The organism is Escherichia sp. MOD1-EC5495 (assembly GCF_002965965.1).
Classification (GTDB): domain Bacteria; phylum Pseudomonadota; class Gammaproteobacteria; order Enterobacterales; family Enterobacteriaceae; genus Escherichia; species Escherichia ruysiae.
The window spans coordinates 107,494-126,298 of sequence record NZ_PTRI01000007.1 but is presented as its reverse complement, the minus strand read 5'-3'; the positions used below and the strand labels follow the sequence as shown (position 1 = coordinate 126,298).

Genomic DNA, 18,805 nt, shown 5'->3' with positions numbered 1-18,805 from the left:
GATACCTAGGGGAATATTCTTAATAATTGCATTCAAAATGCTCACAGTTATTTAATAATTGTTAAGTGAAACACCTTAATAATGTTATATTCCCTGATATTCATTTGCCGGGAAAATGTATTGACCGTTAAATGAGTATTTATTCTTATAAATCGAAAAAGGATTCATTATGGTTACACTTTACGGCATTAAAAATTGTGACACCATTAAAAAGGCTCGCCGTTGGCTGGAAACCAATAACATCGACTATCGTTTCCATGATTATCGCGTTGATGGGCTGGACAGCGAATTATTGAACGGTTTTATCAACGAATTAGGCTGGGAAGCGTTACTCAACACCCGTGGTACTACCTGGCGTAAACTGGACGATACCACGCGCAATAAAATCACCGATGCGGCTTCTGCGGCGGCATTAATGACAGAAATGCCTGCAATTATCAAACGCCCATTGCTCTGCGCGCCAGGGAAGCCTATGCTGCTGGGTTTCAGTGAATCCAGTTATCAGCAATTTTTCCTATGAGGTGTAGTCTATGTCGTGTCCGGTTATTGAGCTGACACAGCAGCTTATTCGCCGCCCATCCTTAAGTCCTGATGACGCAGGATGTCAGGCAATCATTACCGAACGTTTACAGGCGATCGGTTTTACCATCGAACGCATGGACTTTGCGGATACGCAGAATTTTTGGGCGTGGCGTGGACAGGGAGAAACGTTAGCCTTTGCCGGACATACCGACGTTGTACCGCCTGGCGATGCCGACCGTTGGATCAATCCACCATTTGAACCGACCATTCGCGACGGTATGTTATTCGGGCGCGGCGCGGCAGATATGAAAGGGTCGCTGGCGGCGATGGTGGTAGCAGCAGAACGCTTTGTCGCGCAACATCCCAACCATAAAGGTCGACTGGCGTTTCTGATCACCTCAGACGAAGAAGCCAGCGCCCACAACGGCACGGTCAAAGTGGTAGAAACCTTAATGGCACGCCGTGAACGGCTGGATTACTGCCTGGTTGGCGAACCGTCGAGTATCGAAGTGGTCGGTGATGTAGTGAAAAATGGCCGTCGCGGATCGTTGACCTGTAACCTTACTATTCATGGCGTGCAGGGGCATGTGGCCTACCCACACCTTGCAGATAACCCTGTACATCGTGCAGCCCCTTTCCTCAATGAGTTAGTGGCTATCGAGTGGGATCAGGGCAATGAATTTTTCCCGGCAACCAGTATGCAAATAGCCAATATTCAGGCAGGTACTGGCAGTAATAATGTCATTCCGGGTGAGCTGTTTGTACAGTTTAACTTCCGCTTTAGCACCGAACTTACTGATGAGATGATCAAAGCACAGGTGCTTGCCCTGCTTGAAAAACATCAACTGCGTTATACGGTCGATTGGTGGCTTTCCGGGCAGCCATTTTTGACTGCACGCGGTAAACTGGTGGATGCGGTCGTCAACGCGGTTGAGCACTATAATGAAATTAAACCGCAGCTACTGACCACTGGCGGAACGTCCGATGGGCGCTTTATTGCCCGCATGGGGGCGCAGGTGGTGGAACTTGGGCCGGTCAATGCCACTATTCATAAAATTAATGAATGTGTGAACGCTGCCGACCTGCAGCTACTTGCCCGTATGTATCAACGAATCATGGAACAGCTCGTCGCCTGATGAGTGGTTCTGCAAGAGGAAATAAGCATGGACTGGCTGGCTAAATATTGGTGGATTCTGGTGATTGTCTTTTTGGTAGGCGTCCTGCTGAATGTGATCAAAGATCTCAAGCGCGTCGACCATAAGAAATTTCTCGCCAACAAGCCGGAGCTTCCCCCACATCGTGATTTCAACGATAAATGGGACGATGACGACGACTGGCCGAAGAAGGATCAACCGAAGAAGTAAGCTGGAGGAGCCGGATAATGTCTGGCGCTCAACCGTAGGCCTGATAAGACGCGTCAGCGTCGCATCAGGCATCATAGCCGGATGCGGCGTGAACGCCTTATCCGGCCTACGCATCCGGCACCTGTCTTTTACATCATTTCAATCACATCATCATCGCCGGGCTTACCGCCGCTTAACGCTTCGTCGAAGTAATGTTTCGGAATGGTATAACGCAAGTGATCCAGGGCAAATTGCATACTGCGATTATCGATCGCATGACCTAAATCCTCCACGATATCCAGCGTCACATCTCCACCGGCGTTAATTAACGCTTCCTGTGCCGCGACCGCATGAGCCAGATTGATAACCGGATCTTCACCACCGTGGATCAGGTGAATTGTTGTAGCAGTAGAAGCTGTTTCCGGCAGGCTGGCATAGCGTCCGTTAAAGGCGATGACGCGTGAGGCAAGACCCGGTTCGGCTTTAATGCTCTCCAGCGCCATAATCGCGCCTTGTGAGAAACCGATCAGCGCCGTAGCGTTAGCCCCTACTCCGCTCTGTTTCTGCCAGTAGCGTACCGTCTCAATAAACGTCGGCATGATGGCATCCACCCGCGCCTGGCGATTCTCTTCCGTTACGCCCTGCACCGAAAACCATTGACGCCCCGCCGGATTACCGCTCGGCTCAGCACCACCGACACTTACCACCAGCGCATCTGGAAACAACGGTGCAAACCAGCTACCGATTTCCCCCATTGCCACCGGATTATCCCCGACACCGTGGAAAAGCAGTAACAACTGTTGGGCAGGTTTATCCGGGCTTTGAACAACAAAATGGTCATGTTTCATGGCGAACTCCTTAACTGATGTCATTAATTTTACGCCGCTGACTCACAATGACCATGGGAGAAAATTGAAGGAGTCAGTGAAAAAATTGCCATTGTGTTATGCAATTGCGCAGGCGTTCAGTGCGGACATCATCAAGTGCGAATAGCGCCTGCGCGGCTTCTTCGCGTTGGCGAACCAGCAATGCCTTACGGCCTGAAAGTTTAAGTGTGGTACATAACTGCGCGTCGCTGATGTTTTTCTGCAACCGTCCACGCAGCGCCGGTAATGCCAGTTCACTGGTTTGCAGCAGGCGTGTTAAACAACCTAACGACGTTAAAAGGGGGCGATGAGCGAAAGCAAAACCGGTCAGTTCAAGCCAGTCATCATCAGAAAGCATGATGTCGTTTAACGGATCAACCGGGATGCTTTCACCATTCCACTGCATGAGAATTTGCACGTCGCGGCGTAAACGATAATGCTCACGTTGTGCCAGTTGTTTACCCGCTTCGCTCATTGGTAACAGCGCCATCGCCGTATAACAGCCGCTGCTGGCTTCGCGATGATTGCCCATCCGTACCAGCACAAAACCGCAGCGTTGCCAGAAACGCCATAATTCCTCGGTGTAGCCAAAACTCACTGAAAGATAGTCGAGGCTATGCATGTATTGCACTGCGTCAGCAATAAGTTGCTGCCCTGTGCCTTCCCGCTGACGCGCCGGATGGACTGCAATGCGGCTGACACGCCGCCCGTGTAACGTCGCCGCCAGTGGATTGCTGCCGTGTGCCGCCAGCGACTGAGCTACCAGGTTGCCACGCGGGCGACGAAAACCTGCCCAGACCGCCTGACTCAGTTCTTCAGATAATCCCCCTTCATCCACCAGCCACAGCGCCCCGGCGATCTCGTTTTCGCCTGCCGCCTGTAAAAAATGTTGCCCCGGCGCGTCCATCATCCGTCGTAAATCCAGCGGCGAAGTCCGGTAGTGCGCACCAGACAATAACTGGTAAACCTTTAACGGCGTTTCTGGCTCGCTTCGCCATAAAGTCTGTTCAAATGCAGAAATGACGATGTTGCCTTGGGGTACGCGCGTGAAGGTTTCATCGTCAAAAACCAGTGCCTCGCTAACCACTTTTTCCAGAGGGCACCCCTGTGCCCAACGGATCGGCTGTTGCAATTCAAAACGCTGCAAATGCGGGAAGCGGGCGCAAAATTTCAGCAAAAAGCCACGTCCGGTGCCTTCATAGCCCTGCACCGTAGTGGTTAACAAAGTACGCGGAAAGCGTGATACCAGTTGATGTAATAGTGGGGCGGGTATTGCAGCAGCTTCATCGATGACCAGCCAGTCGGCTTTTTCTTCACTGAACAGCAATGCATCCGGCGCAACAAAACGAAACTTATCTCCGGCAAACTGGGCCAGCACATCCGTTGCGGCTCTCGCAGGCGCAGTGACTATCGCACTGCCCGCAATACGGGAAATGAGTTGCCCTGCCAGCGCCGACTTACCGCGTCCGCGCGCAGCAGTTACCGCTGCCACGCCCGGTGGCATAGTCAGAAGCTGCTGTAGTATCTGTTGTTGTTCCGGTTGCGGTGCGCCGGTAGCGGATTGCCAGTCAGAGCGGGGAACAAAATCCGCCAGCATTAGTGGCTGGTCTTGTCGCCAGAGAATAGCGTCGTCATCTGCCACAAGTACGCGTTTGAGATGCTGGACAAAATGCGGTGTAGCGATGGGACTGGCGCAATCACTCCAGCGCAGCGAATCAGCATCGGGATGGTTTTCCCATTCTTCCCATACAGGGAGTAACAAAACCAGCCAACTGCCCGCTTTCAGCGTTCCACCAAGCGCCGCAAAGGCTGCGGCATCAAAGCCCTGGCGGGCATCGAATACCGAATGCTGGAACTCGCGCCCAAGTAAAGTTTGTAGCGCCGCTGGCGTACAGTGGTTTTCAGAAGTTGGCTGCGGCGATACCCACAGCCAGTCGCCGGGTAATGCGTCACGCAATTTAAGCGCATGTTCACAACACCAGCACGCTTCCCCGCTCAACACCAACAGGCGGCGAATCCCTTCGCGTTTCATTTGCGCTGTTAATGTGTGTAGCGCGGTCAGTTCAGCCATCCCTGCCCCGAAAGTTAAATGCTTTTACCGAAAGTATTGCATTGTGCCGGATCGCCGCTGTCGAAACCACGTTTAAACCAGCTATAGCGTTGTTGGGATGTACCATGAGTAAAGCTGTCCGGCACTACCCGCCCCTGACTTTGCTGCTGTAAGCGGTCATCGCCGATGGCTTGCGCCGCATTCAGCGCCTCTTCCAGATCGCCAGTTTCCAGAACGCCTTGTTGCTGCATACTGTGCCCCCAGACACCGGCAAAGCAATCAGCCTGGAGTTCCATACGCACAGACAAGCGGTTCACTTCCGCTTGCGTCGCGTTTTGTTGCAATTGACGAACTTTCGGTTCAATGCCTAACAGTTTCTGCACATGATGACCGACTTCATGGGCGATAACGTATCCCTGAGCGAAATCACCATCCGCGCCCAGTTTGTCTTTCATGTCATCATAGAAAGAGAGATCGATATAGACCGTACCATCCGCCGGGCAATAGAACGGCCCCATAATGGACTGTCCGGCGCCGCAACCGGTGCGCGTCATTCCGCGATACATCACCAGCTTCGGTTGCTGATAAGTCTTACCCATTTTCTCGAATTGCTGCCCCCAGGTGTCTTCCGTGGTTGCCAGAATTACCGAGGTGAATTTTGCCGCTTCGTCTTCATTTGGGCTAATTGAGCGCGTTGATTGCTGTTGGGAAATCGGCTGTCCGGTCATCAACCCAGTTAAATCAACACCATAGTAGCCAGCGACCAGCACCACTACCAGTAAAATCAGCCCACCTTTACCGCTTGGCAGACGGAAACCGGGACCGCCCATTGACGGACCACCAGAGCTGTTTCGCCTGTCTTCAACATTGTCACTTTCACGACGCCCTTGCCAGCGCATAGATACCTCAACAATATATTCATTATAGTGATGATCGTAGGTGCTTCAGAGGAAGATTACCACAGAAAAACGGGAGGAAATGATGGAGGAATTAAGGCTTCATTCCTCGTTATATAATTTACGAATGTTAGAAGTAAAAGAGAATGTTAGCTCCAGTCTTCTAGTCTGATTCCCGCTACTCGCTCAAACTCTCGGGTATTGTTGGTAACCACAATCAAACCGCGACTGCGAGCATGTCCCGCTATCATCTGGTCAAAAGGTCCAACGGGCCTTCCCTGCCGGGCAAGCTCGGCTCTGATTTGCCCAGTATGCGTCGCAGCAGCACTATCATAATCAAGCACTTCCAAACGAGATACGAAACCTTCAATCACCGCTAAATTGCGTTCTGGCATCTGACTTTTTTCTGCCCCATAGATAAGCTCCATCAATGTTACAGAACTTATACACATCCGGCCAGAATTCAGGTTAAAGCGATCCCTGACATGTACTGGCTTATTCTTAATAGTGAAAATACAGATATTGGTATCCAGCATGAATTTCAGCATCAGAATGATTCCCTTTCCTGCATTGCGGGTTGATCACGGATATCCATAAAATCCGCACTCACATTTTCGCCATCAAACCAACTGTCCCAGGACTCACCAACGGGAGTAATGATTCTTGTACGACCAATCGCAATAATTTCTACTTTCTTAACGTCTTCTGGCAGAGCGACCGCTTTAGGTAATCTGACAGCCTGACTGCGATTACTTAAAAATACAGTAGTTTCCATAGCCCCCCCCTTCTTTGGGATATACGTTATGTATATACATTTTGGCTTGGTATTACTTTTCTGTCAAAGGGAGATAATGCGAAGTATTATAGCGGGAGTAACGAAGACATTTAGCCGGAGCATCCTCCGGCTGAAAAATAAGCAATCAGAAAAATCAGTCCAGCTGTACACCCAGGCGGCGGGCGACGGCTTCATAGGCTTCAATCAGGCCACCGAGGCTCTGGCGGAAACGGTCTTTGTCCATTTTCTCCAGCGTTTCTTTGTCCCACAGGCGGCTACCGTCCGGGGAGAACTCATCGCCCAGCACGACTTCGCCTTTGTACAGACCAAACTCCAGCTTGAAGTCGACCAGAATCAGACCGGCATCATCGAACAGTTTTTTCAGCACGTCGTTCGCTTTGTAAGTCAGCTCTTTCATACGCGCCAGATTCTCTTTGCTTACCCAGCCAAAAGTTTCGCAATAAGATTCGTTAACCATCGGGTCATGCATGGCGTCGTTTTTCAGGAACAGATCGAACAGCGGCGGGTTCAGCTCAATACCTTCTTCAATTCCAAGACGTTTCACCAGAGAGCCAGCAGCACGGTTACGTACGACACACTCGACCGGCACCATATCCAGCTTTTTCACCAGACATTCGGTATCGGAGAGCAGACGCTCCATTTGAGTCGGGATACCCGCTTCAGCCAGTTTGCTCATAATGAAGTAGTTGAACTTGTTGTTCACCATACCTTTGCGATCAAACTGCTCAATGCGCGCGCCATCACCTGCTGACGTATCATTGCGGAATTCGAGCACCAACAGATCCGGGTTTTCCGTGCTGTATACGGTTTTCGCTTTACCACGATACAACTCAGCTTGCTTTTGCATCTTTATCACTCCTGGGTGTGAATTAACGTTTTAAAATCTTTTGCTGTCTGGTGTGCCGGATGTTTTGCCGAATGCGGCGCGAACGCCTTACCCGACCTGTGTCCGACAAACAAATTTCGTGCGAATTAACGCTAAAATCGCGTTTTTCTGCCGACGCACACGTTTGCGTATCATATCAGAAAAAAGGGCCGGATTACTCCAGCCCTGTATTTTTACTTGCTAAACGCTGCCTGGAAGACAGATACCAGTGCGTCGTTTTGGCTTTGAGTCAGCGTATGACCTTTCGGATCGATGAACTGCAAGCTGCTGCGGTTATCTAAATCACCGACCTGCAGTTTATAGTCACCGGATGCAAGACCTGGATCGCTCGCGCCCAGTTCCTGCCAGTCGCTGTCAGACAACGGCTTATAGGTCACGGCCATACTGCCCTGCGAACGGGTGCTGTCGGTCACTTTCATGCCCACTTTTTCCAGCGCCGCTGGCAGACGTTGCCAAACCACGTTGAACGGCCCGCGAACGACCAGCATTGGTAAGCCTGTATCATCAGCAGCACTTTGTACGTCCATGGTGGTGGAAGCACGGTTTTGCGCCGCATTAGCCGCGTCGGTCACGGATTTATCCAGACCGGCGGAAATGACGTTCATCATCTCCGTGCTGTAACGCTGCATGGAAGCCGCGTCTGCAACCGGTTTGCCCGCCTGCTCCAGGTTCAGCAGTTTCACCGTTACCGCCTGCTGATAACCCTGCGGTTTAACAGAGATTTGATAACGACCGCGATACTGCTCGTCTTCGTCCAGACGGTTCCATTGCACCCAATCGGTAGTCAGCGTCTGACCAGCATCATCGCGTTGGGTAATGGTGTAGTTTTTCGCCTGCAGCACGCTAACAACCTGCGGCCACAAAGTATTACCACGACCATTTTCTACCAGCAGCGAGGCGGTGTCGCCCGTAAACTGGGTACGTGCGCCGGAAATCAGCGCCAACGGCTGGGCAGGTGGACGAATGTCCAGCGCCTTACCGACAGCACCGCTACCGTTGGTCACCGGTATTGCATAATCACCGGAAGTCACCGGCAAAATCATTCCTGCCGGGGCATGAAGCTCCGCAAGCGGTGCCGCTTCCAGATAGGCTTCATCACCACTCACCTGACGCTTATAGCGTGAGTCAGAACTACAGGCTGCGAGTAACAGAACAAGCGATACACCCGCAACCTTTGCCAGGCGCGACTTTTGAACAGAGTAAGCCATCAAATCTCCCTAAACTTTACAGCAAACCGGCATACTTAAGCGCCGCTCTGACCGTCTCACGACCACTGTCGGTGATTGGAGTCATTGGCAGGCGCAGCGTATCGGTCGCCACAAGACCCAGTTCCTTACATGCCCATTTCACCGGGATTGGATTGGGTTCGACAAATAGTTTGTTGTGTAATGGCATCAGACGCTGGTTAATAACGCGTGCCTCGGCAAAATGCCCTTCTGCCGCCAGTTTGCACATCTGAGCCATATCACGCGCTGCGACGTTAGCCGTAACGGAAATAACGCCATGACCACCTAACTGCATGAAGTCCAGCGTGCTCGCATCATCGCCGCTCAGCAGAACAAAATCGTCTGAAACCAGCTCTTTGATCTGGTTAACACGCGTTAAGTTCCCTGTTGCCTCTTTGATTCCGATAATATTTTTTACTTTCGCCAGACGGCCCACCGTTTCTGGTAGCAGATCGCAGCCAGTACGGGACGGCACATTATACAGGATTTGCGGCAGGTCAGTATGTTCAGCGATGGCTTTGAAATGCTGATACAGACCTTCCTGCGACGGGCGGTTGTAATAAGGGGTCACCGTCAGGCAGCCAACAATGCCACTGTCATTGAAACGCTGTGTCAGGCTAATGGCTTCCGCAGTAGCGTTAGCGCCAGTTCCGGCAATTACCGGAATACGCCCATCAGCCAGCTCCAGGGTCATCATCACCACATCAACATGTTCGTCATGATTCAGGGTAGCGGACTCACCAGTGGTGCCAACAGAAACAATCGCCGAAGTACCGCTGGCGACATGATAATCAATCAGTTTTTTTAAGCTAGCCCGACAGACATTACCTTTTTCATCCATCGGAGTAACAATCGCGACAATACTTCCCGTGAACATGGGCCATCCTCTGTGCAAACAAGTGTCTCAATGGTACGTTTGGTATGGCATTAAAAGCAAGCAGACAGAACCGTTCTGATTGTTGTATGCATGTTTTTTTTATGCTTTCCTTAAGAGCTACTCTCCCCCTTGAAGGAATAACCGGTTTGACACTGTCATCGCAACATTATCTGGTGATCACTGCGCTGGGTGCCGATCGCCCAGGAATTGTGAACACTATCACCCGTCATGTCAGTAGTTGCGGCTGTAATATTGAAGACAGTCGCCTGGCGATGCTGGGAGAAGAGTTCACCTTTATCATGCTGCTTTCCGGTTCATGGAACGCAATCACCTTGATCGAATCAACGTTACCGTTGAAAGGTGCCGAACTGGATCTTTTAATCGTGATGAAGCGCACGACGGCTCGTCCGCGTCCGCCGATGCCCGCATCTGTCTGGGTTCAGATCGATGTGGCAGATTCACCGCATTTAATTGAACGCTTTACCGCACTTTTTGACGCGCACCATATGAACATTGCGGAGCTAGTGTCTCGCACGCAACCTGCTGAAAATGAACGAGCTGCGCAACTACATATTCAGATAACCGCCCACAGCCCGGCGTCTGCGGACTCAGCAAATATTGAGCAAGCGTTCAAAGCACTATGTACAGAACTCAATGCGCAAGGCAGTATTAGCGTCGTCAATTATTCCCAACATGATGAACAGGATGGAGTTAAGTAATGAATCCACTGAAAGCCGGTGACATCGCACCGAAATTTAGCTTGCCGGATCAAGACGGAGAACAAGTTAATTTGACCGACTTCCAGGGACAGCGTGTTCTGGTTTATTTCTACCCGAAAGCCATGCCCCCCGGCTGTACCGTACAAGCTTGTGGCTTACGCGATAACATGGATGAGTTGAAAAAAGCCGGTGTTGATGTACTGGGTATTAGCACCGATAAACCCGAAAAACTCTTCCGTTTTGCGGAAAAAGAGCTGCTCAACTTTACGCTTCTGTCTGATGAGGACCACCAGGTGTGCGAACAATTCGGCGTCTGGGGAGAGAAGTCCTTCATGGGCAAAACTTACGATGGTATTCACCGCATCAGCTTCTTGATCGATGCTGACGGCAAAATCGAACATGTATTTGACGATTTCAAAACCAGCAATCACCACGACGTAGTGATTAACTGGCTGAAAGAACACGCCTGATTACTTTGCTCCATTCCGTGCTGGCTGCGCTTGCGGCCAGCACACCTCACATCCGGCGATGTAGCGGAATGAAGGTTAATCTTGCGCGATTTGGCCATCGGGCCAGGCATGGATTACCGCTTTAATTAGCGTAGCCAGAGGAATGGCAAAGAACACGCCCCAGAATCCCCACAACCCACCGAAGATCACCACCGATAAAATAATCACCAGCGGATGCAGGTTAACCGCTTCGGAGAACAACACCGGTACTAACAGGTTGCCATCCAGCGCCTGGATAATCAGATATACCGCGAAACAGCTCCAGAATTCAGTGCCAGCACCAAACTGGAATAGTGCCACGCCGACCACCGGAATAGTCACCACAAATGCGCCAATGTACGGAATAAGCACTGAGAAGCCGACCAGCACCGCCAGCAGCAGCGAATAGTTCAGTCCGAAAAGCAAGAACCCCAGCCAGGTGGCGATCCCCACCACAATCATCTCCAGCACCTTGCCACGGATGTAGTTGGTGATTTGCTGATTCATCTCCTTCCAGACCTGGCCTGCCAGCCCACGGTTACGCGGAAGCACCCGACGGACAGCATTCAACATTTGCTCTTTATCTTTCAGAAGGAAAAAGACCATCAGCGGCACCAGCACCAGATAGACGGCAATGGTCAGCAGGCCCACCAGCGAGGCGAGAGAGATTTTCACCACCGAATCGCCCATGGTGAGCATCCGACTGCGCATATTGTCGGCCATCGCATCAATAATGCCCGCATCCATTAACGCCGGATAACGGCGCGGCAACGTGGCGGCAAAATCAGACAGTTTATTGAGCATCCCCGGCATATCGCGGATTAAATAGATGCCCTGCTGCCAGGCGATAGGCAGTACCACGAACGCCATCAGCAGCAAAATACCCACGAAAACCACCAATACAATCGACGTCGCCCAACGGCGGGAACAGCCAATAGATTGCAGGCGCACGGTTGGCCATTCCAGCAAATAGGCCAGCACAATAGCCACCAGCAACGGTGCGAGCAGGCCACTAAAGAAAAAGATAATGCCAAATCCGGCAACTAAAATAACCAGCAAGGCAATCGCTTCCGGGTCGCTAAAACGGCGGCGATACCATTGCATCAACATTTCGAGCATAAAGACCTTCCCTGAACCTCAAGAGCGGGATTGCGATCCGCAATTGTATCGAAATGTCACAAAAAAGACTTCGCTTTTTATGACGGATTCAGGAAACTGAAAAGTCATTTGAGTGGGCTAATCTTCGTCGCTACACTCAAAGGCGGCGCGGTGGGAACGATATTTCACAGTATCGGTCAAATGACTATCTCCAGAAATACAGGACAGAGGTTATGTTCAGGCAGTTGAAAAAAAACCTGGTTGCAACCCTCATTGCTGCTATGACCATCGGTCAGGTAGCCCCGGCGTTTGCCGATAGCGCAGACACTTTGCCGGATATGGGAACCTCCGCAGGAAGCACGCTTTCCATTGGTCAGGAAATGCAGATGGGCGACTATTATGTTCGCCAGCTACGCGGCAGCGCGCCGTTAATTAATGACCCGCTATTAACGCAATATATTAATTCGCTGGGGATGCGCCTGGTTTCACATGCAAACTCCGTTAAGACGCCGTTCCATTTCTTTCTGATCAATAACGACGAAATCAACGCCTTTGCTTTCTTTGGCGGCAACGTGGTGCTGCACTCTGCCTTGTTCCGTTATTCCGATAACGAAAGTCAACTGGCTTCGGTCATGGCGCACGAAATCTCCCACGTCACCCAACGTCACCTGGCGCGAGCGATGGAAGATCAGCAACGCAGCGCGCCGCTTACCTGGGTCGGGGCGTTAGGTTCTATTTTACTGGCAATGGCCAGCCCGCAGGCGGGGATGGCGGCGCTGACCGGTACGCTGGCGGGAACGCGCCAGGGGATGATCAGCTTCACCCAGCAAAATGAACAGGAAGCGGACCGCATTGGTATTCAGGTGTTGCAACGCTCGGGGTTCGATCCGCAGGCGATGCCGACCTTCCTCGAAAAACTGCTCGATCAGGCGCGCTACTCTTCGCGTCCGCCGGAAATTCTGCTGACTCACCCGTTACCGGAAAGCCGCCTGGCTGATGCCCGTAACCGTGCCAATCAGATGCGCCCGATGGTGGTGCAGTCGTCGGAAGATTTCTATCTGGCAAAAGCGCGCACACTGGGGATGTACAATTCCGGACGTAACCAGCTCACCAGTGATTTGCTGGATGAATGGGCGAAAGGTAACGTTCGTCAGCAACGGGCGGCGCAATATGGTCGTGCTTTACAGGCGATGGAAGCCAATAAATACGACGAGGCACGGAAAACGCTGCAACCGTTACTGGCGGCAGAACCCGGCAACGCGTGGTATCTCGATCTGGCTACCGATATCGACCTTGGGCAAAACAAAGCCAATGATGCGATCAATCGCCTGAAAAATGCTCGTGATTTACGCACCAATCCGGTGTTGCAGCTCAACCTGGCAAACGCTTATCTGCAAGGTGGGCAGCCACAGGAAGCGGCTAATATTCTGAATCGCTACACTTTTAATAATAAAGATGACAGCAATGGCTGGGATTTGCTGGCACAGGCAGAAGCCGCGCTAAATAACCGCGATCAGGAATTGGCAGCGCGAGCAGAAGGTTATGCACTCGCAGGGCGACTCGATCAGGCCATTTCCTTGTTGAGTAGCGCCAGTTCGCAGGTGAAATTAGGCAGCCTGCAACAAGCGCGTTACGATGCGCGCATCGACCAGTTGCGCCAGTTGCAGGAACGCTTTAAGCCTTATACCAAGATGTAATTTGCATTAAAGGAAGAACAATGACCAAACAGGTAAAAATCTACCATAACCCACGCTGTTCAAAGAGCCGTGAAACGCTGAACCTGCTGAAAGAAAACGGCGTGGAGCCAGAAGTGGTGCTCTACCTTGAGACACCCGCCGATGCGGCAACGCTGCGCGATTTGCTGAAAATGCTGGGGATGAATAGCGCCCGTGAATTGATGCGCCAGAAAGAGGAGCTTTATAAAGAGCTGAACCTGGCTGACAGTTCGCTTAGCGAAGAGGCTCTGATTCAGGCGATGGTGGATAATCCGAAGCTGATGGAGCGCCCGATTGTGGTCGCCAATGGCAAAGCGCGCATTGGACGTCCACCGGAACAAGTGCTGGAAATCGTGGGTTAAGATGTGCCCCGTCGCTAGTTAAGGCACATTGCCGGATGCGACGCTTGCCGCGTCTTGTCCGGCCTGTGATTGCATTGGATGTGCTTCGCATAGTTCGGATAAGGCGTTCGCGCCGCATCCGACAATAAACACCCTGCCTACAGCTTCAGAATCTCTTTCACAAACGGAATGGTCAGCTTACGCTGTGCGGTAATCGACGCATGATCCAGCTGATCCAGTGTCATAAATAGCGTGCGCATCTCTCTGTCGAGCCGCTTCAGCAAGAAGCGTCCCACATCTTCCGGCAGTTCAAAACCACGCAAACGCGCGCGTAACTGTAGCGCCTGCAACTTATCTTCATCAGAAAGTGGCTGCAATTTGTAGATCTGCCCCCAGTCAAGACGCGACGCGAGATCCGGTAATCCCAGATTCAACTGACGCGGTGGACGATCGCCAGTGATCAACAACCGTGTTTTACCCGACTCCAGAATCCGATTGTAGAGATCGAAAATCGCCATCTCCCACAACTCATCGCCGGCAATACACTCAATGTTGTCGATGCAAACCAGCGACAAATGCTCCATACCGTCGAGCACTTCCGGGACAAACCAGGTGCGTTTATCCAGCGGGACATAGCCCACCGCATCGCCACGCTGCGACAATTCCGCGCAAGCCGCATGCAGCAGATGGCTGCGCCCCGCGCCTTCGCGTGCCCAGAGATAGATGTAACCGCTATGTTCCTGACGCAGCACGTTTTGCAGCGCGGCCAGTAGAGAGGAGTTATCCCCCGGCCAGAAACTTGCAAAGGTTTCGTCGTCAGGAAGATAAAGTGGCAAAGAGAGCTGTGCCGGTGTGTTCAGAGATACCTCAACCAGGATTTCACAAAATCGCGAGAAGTTTACCACAGAATCCCATGATGTTTGAACCGGGCAGCAGCACTGCCCGGTCAGTACATTATTTATCTGTTATATCCGCGTCTTCTGCGTCCAGCACCACTTCTTCAGGGCGCAGCACGCTAATCAGTTTGAAGATCAGGCTTAAGCCAATACCGACGATAGTCGCCAGCGCCATGCCTTTCAGCTCCGCCGCGCCGATGTTTACCTTCGCGCCACTGACGCCGATGATCAAAATCACGGAAGTCAGGATCAGGTTCTGTGCTTTGTTGTAATCCACTTTCGATTCAATCAATACACGAATACCGGAAGCACCGATGACACCGTAAAGCAGCAGCGAAACACCGCCCATTACTGGCAGTGGGATCATCTGGATAGCGGCAGCCAGTTTACCAACACAGGAAAGCAGGATAGCGAAAATCGCCGCGCCGCCGATAACCCAGGTACTGTAAACGCGAGTGATCGCCATAACGCCAATGTTTTCCCCGTAGGTGGTGTTTGGCGTGGAACCAAAGAAGCCGGAGAGCACGGTCGACAGGCCGTTAGCAAACATCGAACGGTGCAGACCCGGATCGCGCAGCAGATCTTTTTTGACAATGTTAGCCGTTACTACCAGGTGCCCTACATGTTCGGCAATAACCACTAACGCCGCTGGCAGAATAGTCAGAATGGCGAACCACTCGAAGCGCGGCGTATAGAGAGTTGGCAGAGCAAACCAGTGAGCATTAATAATCGGCGTGGTATCGACAATTCCCATTGCGAAAGAGAGCGCATACCCCACCAGCACGCCAATTAAAATCGGGATAATGGCCAGGAAACCACGGAACAGCACGGAACCTAAAACCGTGACCGCCAGCGTGGTAATAGAAATGATGATGGTTTTGGAATCTGGCGTTTGCCCTTCAGCCGGGAGTAAACCGGCCATACCAGCAGCTACGCCCGCCAGCTCCAGACCGATGACGGCAACGATTGCGCCCATTGCCGCAGGTGGAAACAGCACGTCCAGCCAGCCGGTTCCCGCTTTCTTCACGATGAAAGAAACCAGACAGAACAGCACGCCACACATAATAAAGCCGCCCAATGCGACTTCATAACCCAACGGCAACAGTAACAATACCGGTGAAATAAAGGCAAAGCTGGAGCCGAGATAAGCCGGGATTTTACCTTTACAGATGAAGAGATACAGCAGCGTCCCGATACCGTTAAATAACAGTACGGTCGCCGGGTTAATATGAAATAAGACGGGCACCAGGACGGTTGCACCAAACATGGCGAACAAATGTTGCAAACTAAGCGGGATTGTCTGTAAAAGTGGCGGTCTTTCACTCACCCCGATAGCACGGCGCGTCATAGTATATTCCTCTGTATTATGTGTTATAGGCGCTTTACTCAAAAAAAAGCCGACTCTTAAAGTCGGCTTTAATTATTTTTATTCTTTATTTTGTACCAAAGATTTTGTCACCGGCATCGCCAAGCCCCGGAATAATGTATCCGTGCTCGTTCAATCCCTGGTCAATTGATGCGGTATACAGCTCGACGTCCGGGTGCGCTTTTTCCAGCGCAGCGATACCTTCTGGCGCAGCCACCAGCACCAGCACTTTAATGCTGCTGCAGCCCGCTTTTTTCAGCAGGTCGATGGTCGCGATAACGGAACCACCAGTTGCCAGCATTGGGTCAACGATCAGCGCCATACGCTCATCAATGTTAGAAACCAGTTTCTGGAAGTACGGTACTGGTTCCAGCGTTTCTTCATTACGGTACATACCGACTACGCTGATGCGCGCGCTCGGAACGTTTTCCAGCACGCCGTCCATCATCCCCAGACCGGCGCGCAGAATTGGCACCACGGTAATTTTCTTACCTTTAATCTGGTCGATTTCCACCGGGCCATTCCAGCCCTCGATGGTTACTTTTTCAGTTTCGAGGTCAGCGGTCGCTTCGTAAGTCAGCAGGCTACCCACTTCGGAAGCGAGTTCGCGAAAGCGCTTGGTGCTGATATCTTGCTCACGCATCAGTCCCAGCTTGTGTTTGACGAGTGGGTGTTTGACTTCCACGATCTTCATACTCTTTCTCCTTTGAGGGGCAGCCACAAAAAAAATCGACGGATTATACCTCCTTTCTTTAAGGCGGCAATATTATTTTCGTTGATTTTAGTCAAAACCATAAAAATTTTAGATAAAGTTATTTCATAATCAAACAGTTAATAACGGTAATTATCCTGGCAAAAAATCATTCATCCCCTCTATGTACACCTTTTTTTGTCACTCTCTCGGTAAAAAGAGGTTAAAAAAGGTTGTGTAAAGCAGTCTCGCAAACGTTTGCTTTCCCTGTTAGAATTGCGCCGAATTTTTATTTTTCTACCGCAAGTAACGCGTGGGGACCCAAGCAGTGACCGATAAAACCTCTCTTAGCTACAAAGATGCCGGTGTTGATATTGACGCGGGTAATGCTCTGGTTGGAAGAATCAAAGGCGTAGTGAAGAAAACGCGTCGCCCGGAAGTGATGGGCGGTCTGGGCGGCTTCGGTGCGCTGTGTGCGTTGCCGCAAAAATATCGCGAACCCGTGCTGGTTTCCGGCACTGACGGCGTGGGCACTAAACTGCGTCTGGCGATGGACTTAAAACGTCACGACACCATTGGTATCGATCTGGTCGCCATGTGCGTTAATGATCTGGTGGTGCAAGGCGCTGAACCGCTGTTTTTCCTCGACTATTACGCAACCGGAAAGCTGGATGTTGATACTGCTGCATCAGTGATCAGCGGCATCGCCGAAGGTTGTCTGCAATCGGGCTGTTCGCTGGTGGGGGGCGAAACGGCAGAAATGCCGGGGATGTATCACGGTGAAGATTATGACGTTGCTGGTTTCTGCGTTGGCGTGGTAGAAAAATCAGAAATCATCGATGGTTCTAAAGTTAGCGACGGTGATGTGCTGATTGCGCTCGGCTCCAGCGGCCCGCACTCGAACGGCTATTCGCTGGTGCGCAAAATTCTCGAAGTCAGCGGTTGTGATCCACAAACCACCGAACTCGACGGCAAACCATTAGCCGATCATCTGCTGGCACCGACCCGTATTTACGTGAAGTCAGTACTGGAGTTGATCGAAAAGGTCGACGTGCACGCTATTGCGCACCTGACCGGCGGCGGCTTCTGGGAAAACATTCCGCGCGTATTGCCGGAAAACACCCAGGCAGTGATTGATGAATCCTCCTGGCAGTGGCCGGAAGTGTTCAACTGGCTGCAAAGGGCAGGTAATGTCGAGCGCCATGAAATGTATCGCACCTTCAACTGCGGCGTCGGGATGATTATCGCCCTGCCTGCTCCGGAAGTGGACAAAGCTCTCACTCTGCTTAATGCCAACGGTGAAAACGCGTGGAAAATCGGTATCATCAAAGCCTCTGATTCCGAACAACGCGTGGTTATCGAATAATGAATATTGTGGTGCTTATTTCCGGCAACGGAAGTAATTTGCAGGCAATTATTGACGCCTGCAAAACCAACAAAATTAAAGGCACCCTACGGGCAGTTTTCAGCAATAAGGCCGACGCGTTCGGCCTTGAACGCGCCCGCAAAGCCGGTATTGCAACGCATACGCTCATCGCCAGCGCGTTTGACAGTCGTGAAGCCTATGACCGGGAGTTGATTCATGAGATTGATATGTACGCTCCCGACGTGGTTGTACTGGCCGGTTTTATGCGCATTCTCAGTCCGGCGTTTGTCTCCCACTATGCCGGGCGTTTGCTGAACATTCACCCTTCCCTGCTGCCAAAATATCCCGGTTTGCACACCCATCGCCAGGCGCTGGAAAATGGCGATGAGGAACACGGTACATCGGTGCATTTCGTTACTGATGAACTGGACGGTGGTCCGGTTATTTTACAGGCGAAAGTCCCGGTATTTGCCGGTGATACGGAAGATGACATCACCGCCCGCGTACAAACCCAGGAGCACGCCATTTATCCGCTGGTGATTAGCTGGTTTGCCGATGGTCGTCTGAAGATGCACGAAAACGCCGCGTGGCTGGATGGTCAGCGTCTGCCGCCGCAGGGCTACGCTGCCGACGAGTAATTCCCTCGTAGTTAAAGCGCCAGCC

Annotated in this window: 21 protein-coding genes; 9 read left to right on the top strand and 12 right to left on the bottom strand. The window is 51.6% G+C overall.

Annotated elements, in window-relative coordinates; genetic code table 11:
* The first annotated feature begins 169 nt into the window (after window positions 1-169).
* From BEG40_RS07650 to BEG40_RS07640, 3 genes are read left to right on the top strand one after another with little or no spacing between them, the layout of a single operon-like run.
* Entirely contained in the window at window positions 170-520 is a 351-nt protein-coding gene (locus BEG40_RS07650) for an ArsC family reductase (RefSeq protein WP_000258261.1), read from the top strand.
* A gap of 10 nt (window positions 521-530) precedes the next feature.
* Entirely contained in the window at window positions 531-1,658 is a 1,128-nt protein-coding gene (gene dapE, locus BEG40_RS07645) for a succinyl-diaminopimelate desuccinylase (RefSeq protein WP_001277781.1), read from the top strand.
* Between the two features lie 27 nt (window positions 1,659-1,685).
* Window positions 1,686-1,886, top strand: coding sequence for a YpfN family protein (locus tag BEG40_RS07640; RefSeq protein WP_000383836.1), 201 nt, complete (start codon window positions 1,686-1,688; stop codon window positions 1,884-1,886).
* Window positions 1,887-2,014: 128 nt separating this feature from the next.
* Here the strand turns inward: BEG40_RS07640 and ypfH are convergent, their stop codons facing one another.
* The 8 genes from ypfH to dapA all read right to left on the bottom strand — a co-directional run bounded on the left by ypfH (window position 2,015) and on the right by dapA (window position 9,462).
* Complete coding sequence (ypfH, locus tag BEG40_RS07635; protein ID WP_105285165.1) at window positions 2,015-2,713, bottom strand: esterase; 699 nt, start codon at window positions 2,711-2,713, stop codon at window positions 2,015-2,017.
* Between the two features lie 73 nt (window positions 2,714-2,786).
* The gene (gene tmcA / locus BEG40_RS07630) at window positions 2,787-4,802 is read right to left on the bottom strand and encodes a tRNA cytosine(34) acetyltransferase TmcA (protein WP_105285164.1); all 2,016 of its coding nucleotides are present in this window, start codon (window positions 4,800-4,802) and stop codon (window positions 2,787-2,789) included.
* A 14-nt stretch (window positions 4,803-4,816) separates the two neighbouring features.
* Window positions 4,817-5,680, bottom strand: a complete 864-nt coding sequence (gene ypfJ / locus BEG40_RS07625) for a KPN_02809 family neutral zinc metallopeptidase (protein ID WP_001267512.1) — start codon at window positions 5,678-5,680, stop codon at window positions 4,817-4,819.
* A 146-nt stretch (window positions 5,681-5,826) separates the two neighbouring features.
* A complete protein-coding gene (gene vapC, locus BEG40_RS07620; protein WP_016158766.1) occupies window positions 5,827-6,225 on the bottom strand; it encodes a type II toxin-antitoxin system tRNA(fMet)-specific endonuclease VapC in 399 nt (132 codons plus the stop codon).
* Window positions 6,225-6,452: a toxin-antitoxin system antitoxin VapB gene (vapB, locus tag BEG40_RS07615; protein WP_000450525.1), complete on the bottom strand. Its 228-nt coding sequence runs from the start codon at window positions 6,450-6,452 to the stop codon at window positions 6,225-6,227. Before vapB ends, vapC begins: the two co-directional genes overlap by 1 nt.
* 154 nt (window positions 6,453-6,606) lie before the next feature.
* Window positions 6,607-7,320 (bottom strand): phosphoribosylaminoimidazolesuccinocarboxamide synthase, encoded by a 714-nt coding sequence (purC, locus tag BEG40_RS07610; RefSeq protein WP_001295467.1) that lies wholly within the window; start codon window positions 7,318-7,320, stop codon window positions 6,607-6,609.
* 212 nt (window positions 7,321-7,532) lie between these two features.
* On the bottom strand, window positions 7,533-8,567 hold the full coding sequence (gene bamC, locus BEG40_RS07605; RefSeq protein WP_010344578.1) for an outer membrane protein assembly factor BamC: 1,035 nt from the start codon (window positions 8,565-8,567) through the stop codon (window positions 7,533-7,535).
* A gap of 16 nt (window positions 8,568-8,583) precedes the next feature.
* A complete protein-coding gene (dapA, locus tag BEG40_RS07600; protein ID WP_010349870.1) occupies window positions 8,584-9,462 on the bottom strand; it encodes a 4-hydroxy-tetrahydrodipicolinate synthase in 879 nt (292 codons plus the stop codon).
* A gap of 146 nt (window positions 9,463-9,608) precedes the next feature.
* On the opposite strand from dapA, the gene BEG40_RS07595 reads away from it, so the two are divergent.
* Together BEG40_RS07595 and bcp are read left to right on the top strand one after the other, a co-directional pair.
* Window positions 9,609-10,181: a glycine cleavage system transcriptional repressor gene (locus BEG40_RS07595; protein WP_000176182.1), complete on the top strand. Its 573-nt coding sequence runs from the start codon at window positions 9,609-9,611 to the stop codon at window positions 10,179-10,181.
* Window positions 10,181-10,651 (top strand): thioredoxin-dependent thiol peroxidase, encoded by a 471-nt coding sequence (bcp, locus tag BEG40_RS07590; protein WP_105285163.1) that lies wholly within the window; start codon window positions 10,181-10,183, stop codon window positions 10,649-10,651. The genes BEG40_RS07595 and bcp overlap by 1 nt, the downstream gene beginning before the upstream one ends.
* A gap of 75 nt (window positions 10,652-10,726) precedes the next feature.
* On the opposite strand, the gene BEG40_RS07585 is transcribed toward bcp, so the two are convergent.
* Window positions 10,727-11,788 carry an AI-2E family transporter gene (locus BEG40_RS07585; protein WP_000892038.1) on the bottom strand — a complete coding sequence of 354 codons (1,062 nt, stop codon included), beginning with the start codon at window positions 11,786-11,788 and terminating at the stop codon, window positions 10,727-10,729.
* A gap of 212 nt (window positions 11,789-12,000) precedes the next feature.
* Here BEG40_RS07585 and bepA point away from each other — a divergent pair, with 212 nt between their 5' ends.
* Window positions 12,001-13,464, top strand: coding sequence for a beta-barrel assembly-enhancing protease (gene bepA / locus BEG40_RS07575; RefSeq protein ID WP_000489665.1), 1,464 nt, complete (start codon window positions 12,001-12,003; stop codon window positions 13,462-13,464).
* 20 nt (window positions 13,465-13,484) lie between these two features.
* On the top strand, window positions 13,485-13,844 hold the full coding sequence (arsC, locus tag BEG40_RS07570) for an arsenate reductase (glutaredoxin) (RefSeq protein WP_000166460.1): 360 nt from the start codon (window positions 13,485-13,487) through the stop codon (window positions 13,842-13,844).
* 137 nt (window positions 13,845-13,981) lie between these two features.
* Here arsC and BEG40_RS07565 read toward each other — a convergent pair whose 3' ends face one another.
* The 3 genes from BEG40_RS07565 to upp all read right to left on the bottom strand — a co-directional run bounded on the left by BEG40_RS07565 (window position 13,982) and on the right by upp (window position 16,779).
* Window positions 13,982-14,683, bottom strand: a complete 702-nt coding sequence (locus BEG40_RS07565) for a DnaA inactivator Hda (protein ID WP_071599018.1) — start codon at window positions 14,681-14,683, stop codon at window positions 13,982-13,984.
* Between the two features lie 94 nt (window positions 14,684-14,777).
* Window positions 14,778-16,067 carry a uracil permease gene (gene uraA, locus BEG40_RS07560; RefSeq protein WP_010349867.1) on the bottom strand — a complete coding sequence of 430 codons (1,290 nt, stop codon included), beginning with the start codon at window positions 16,065-16,067 and terminating at the stop codon, window positions 14,778-14,780.
* An 85-nt stretch (window positions 16,068-16,152) separates the two neighbouring features.
* A complete protein-coding gene (gene upp, locus BEG40_RS07555) occupies window positions 16,153-16,779 on the bottom strand; it encodes a uracil phosphoribosyltransferase (RefSeq protein ID WP_001295473.1) in 627 nt (208 codons plus the stop codon).
* Window positions 16,780-17,104: 325 nt separating this feature from the next.
* Between upp and purM the strand changes: the two genes are divergently transcribed.
* Complete coding sequence (gene purM / locus BEG40_RS07550) at window positions 17,105-18,142, top strand: phosphoribosylformylglycinamidine cyclo-ligase (RefSeq protein ID WP_010349865.1); 1,038 nt, start codon at window positions 17,105-17,107, stop codon at window positions 18,140-18,142.
* Window positions 18,142-18,780 (top strand): phosphoribosylglycinamide formyltransferase, encoded by a 639-nt coding sequence (gene purN, locus BEG40_RS07545; RefSeq protein ID WP_001028604.1) that lies wholly within the window; start codon window positions 18,142-18,144, stop codon window positions 18,778-18,780. Before purM ends, purN begins: the two co-directional genes overlap by 1 nt.
* The last annotated feature ends 25 nt before the right edge of the window (window positions 18,781-18,805 follow it).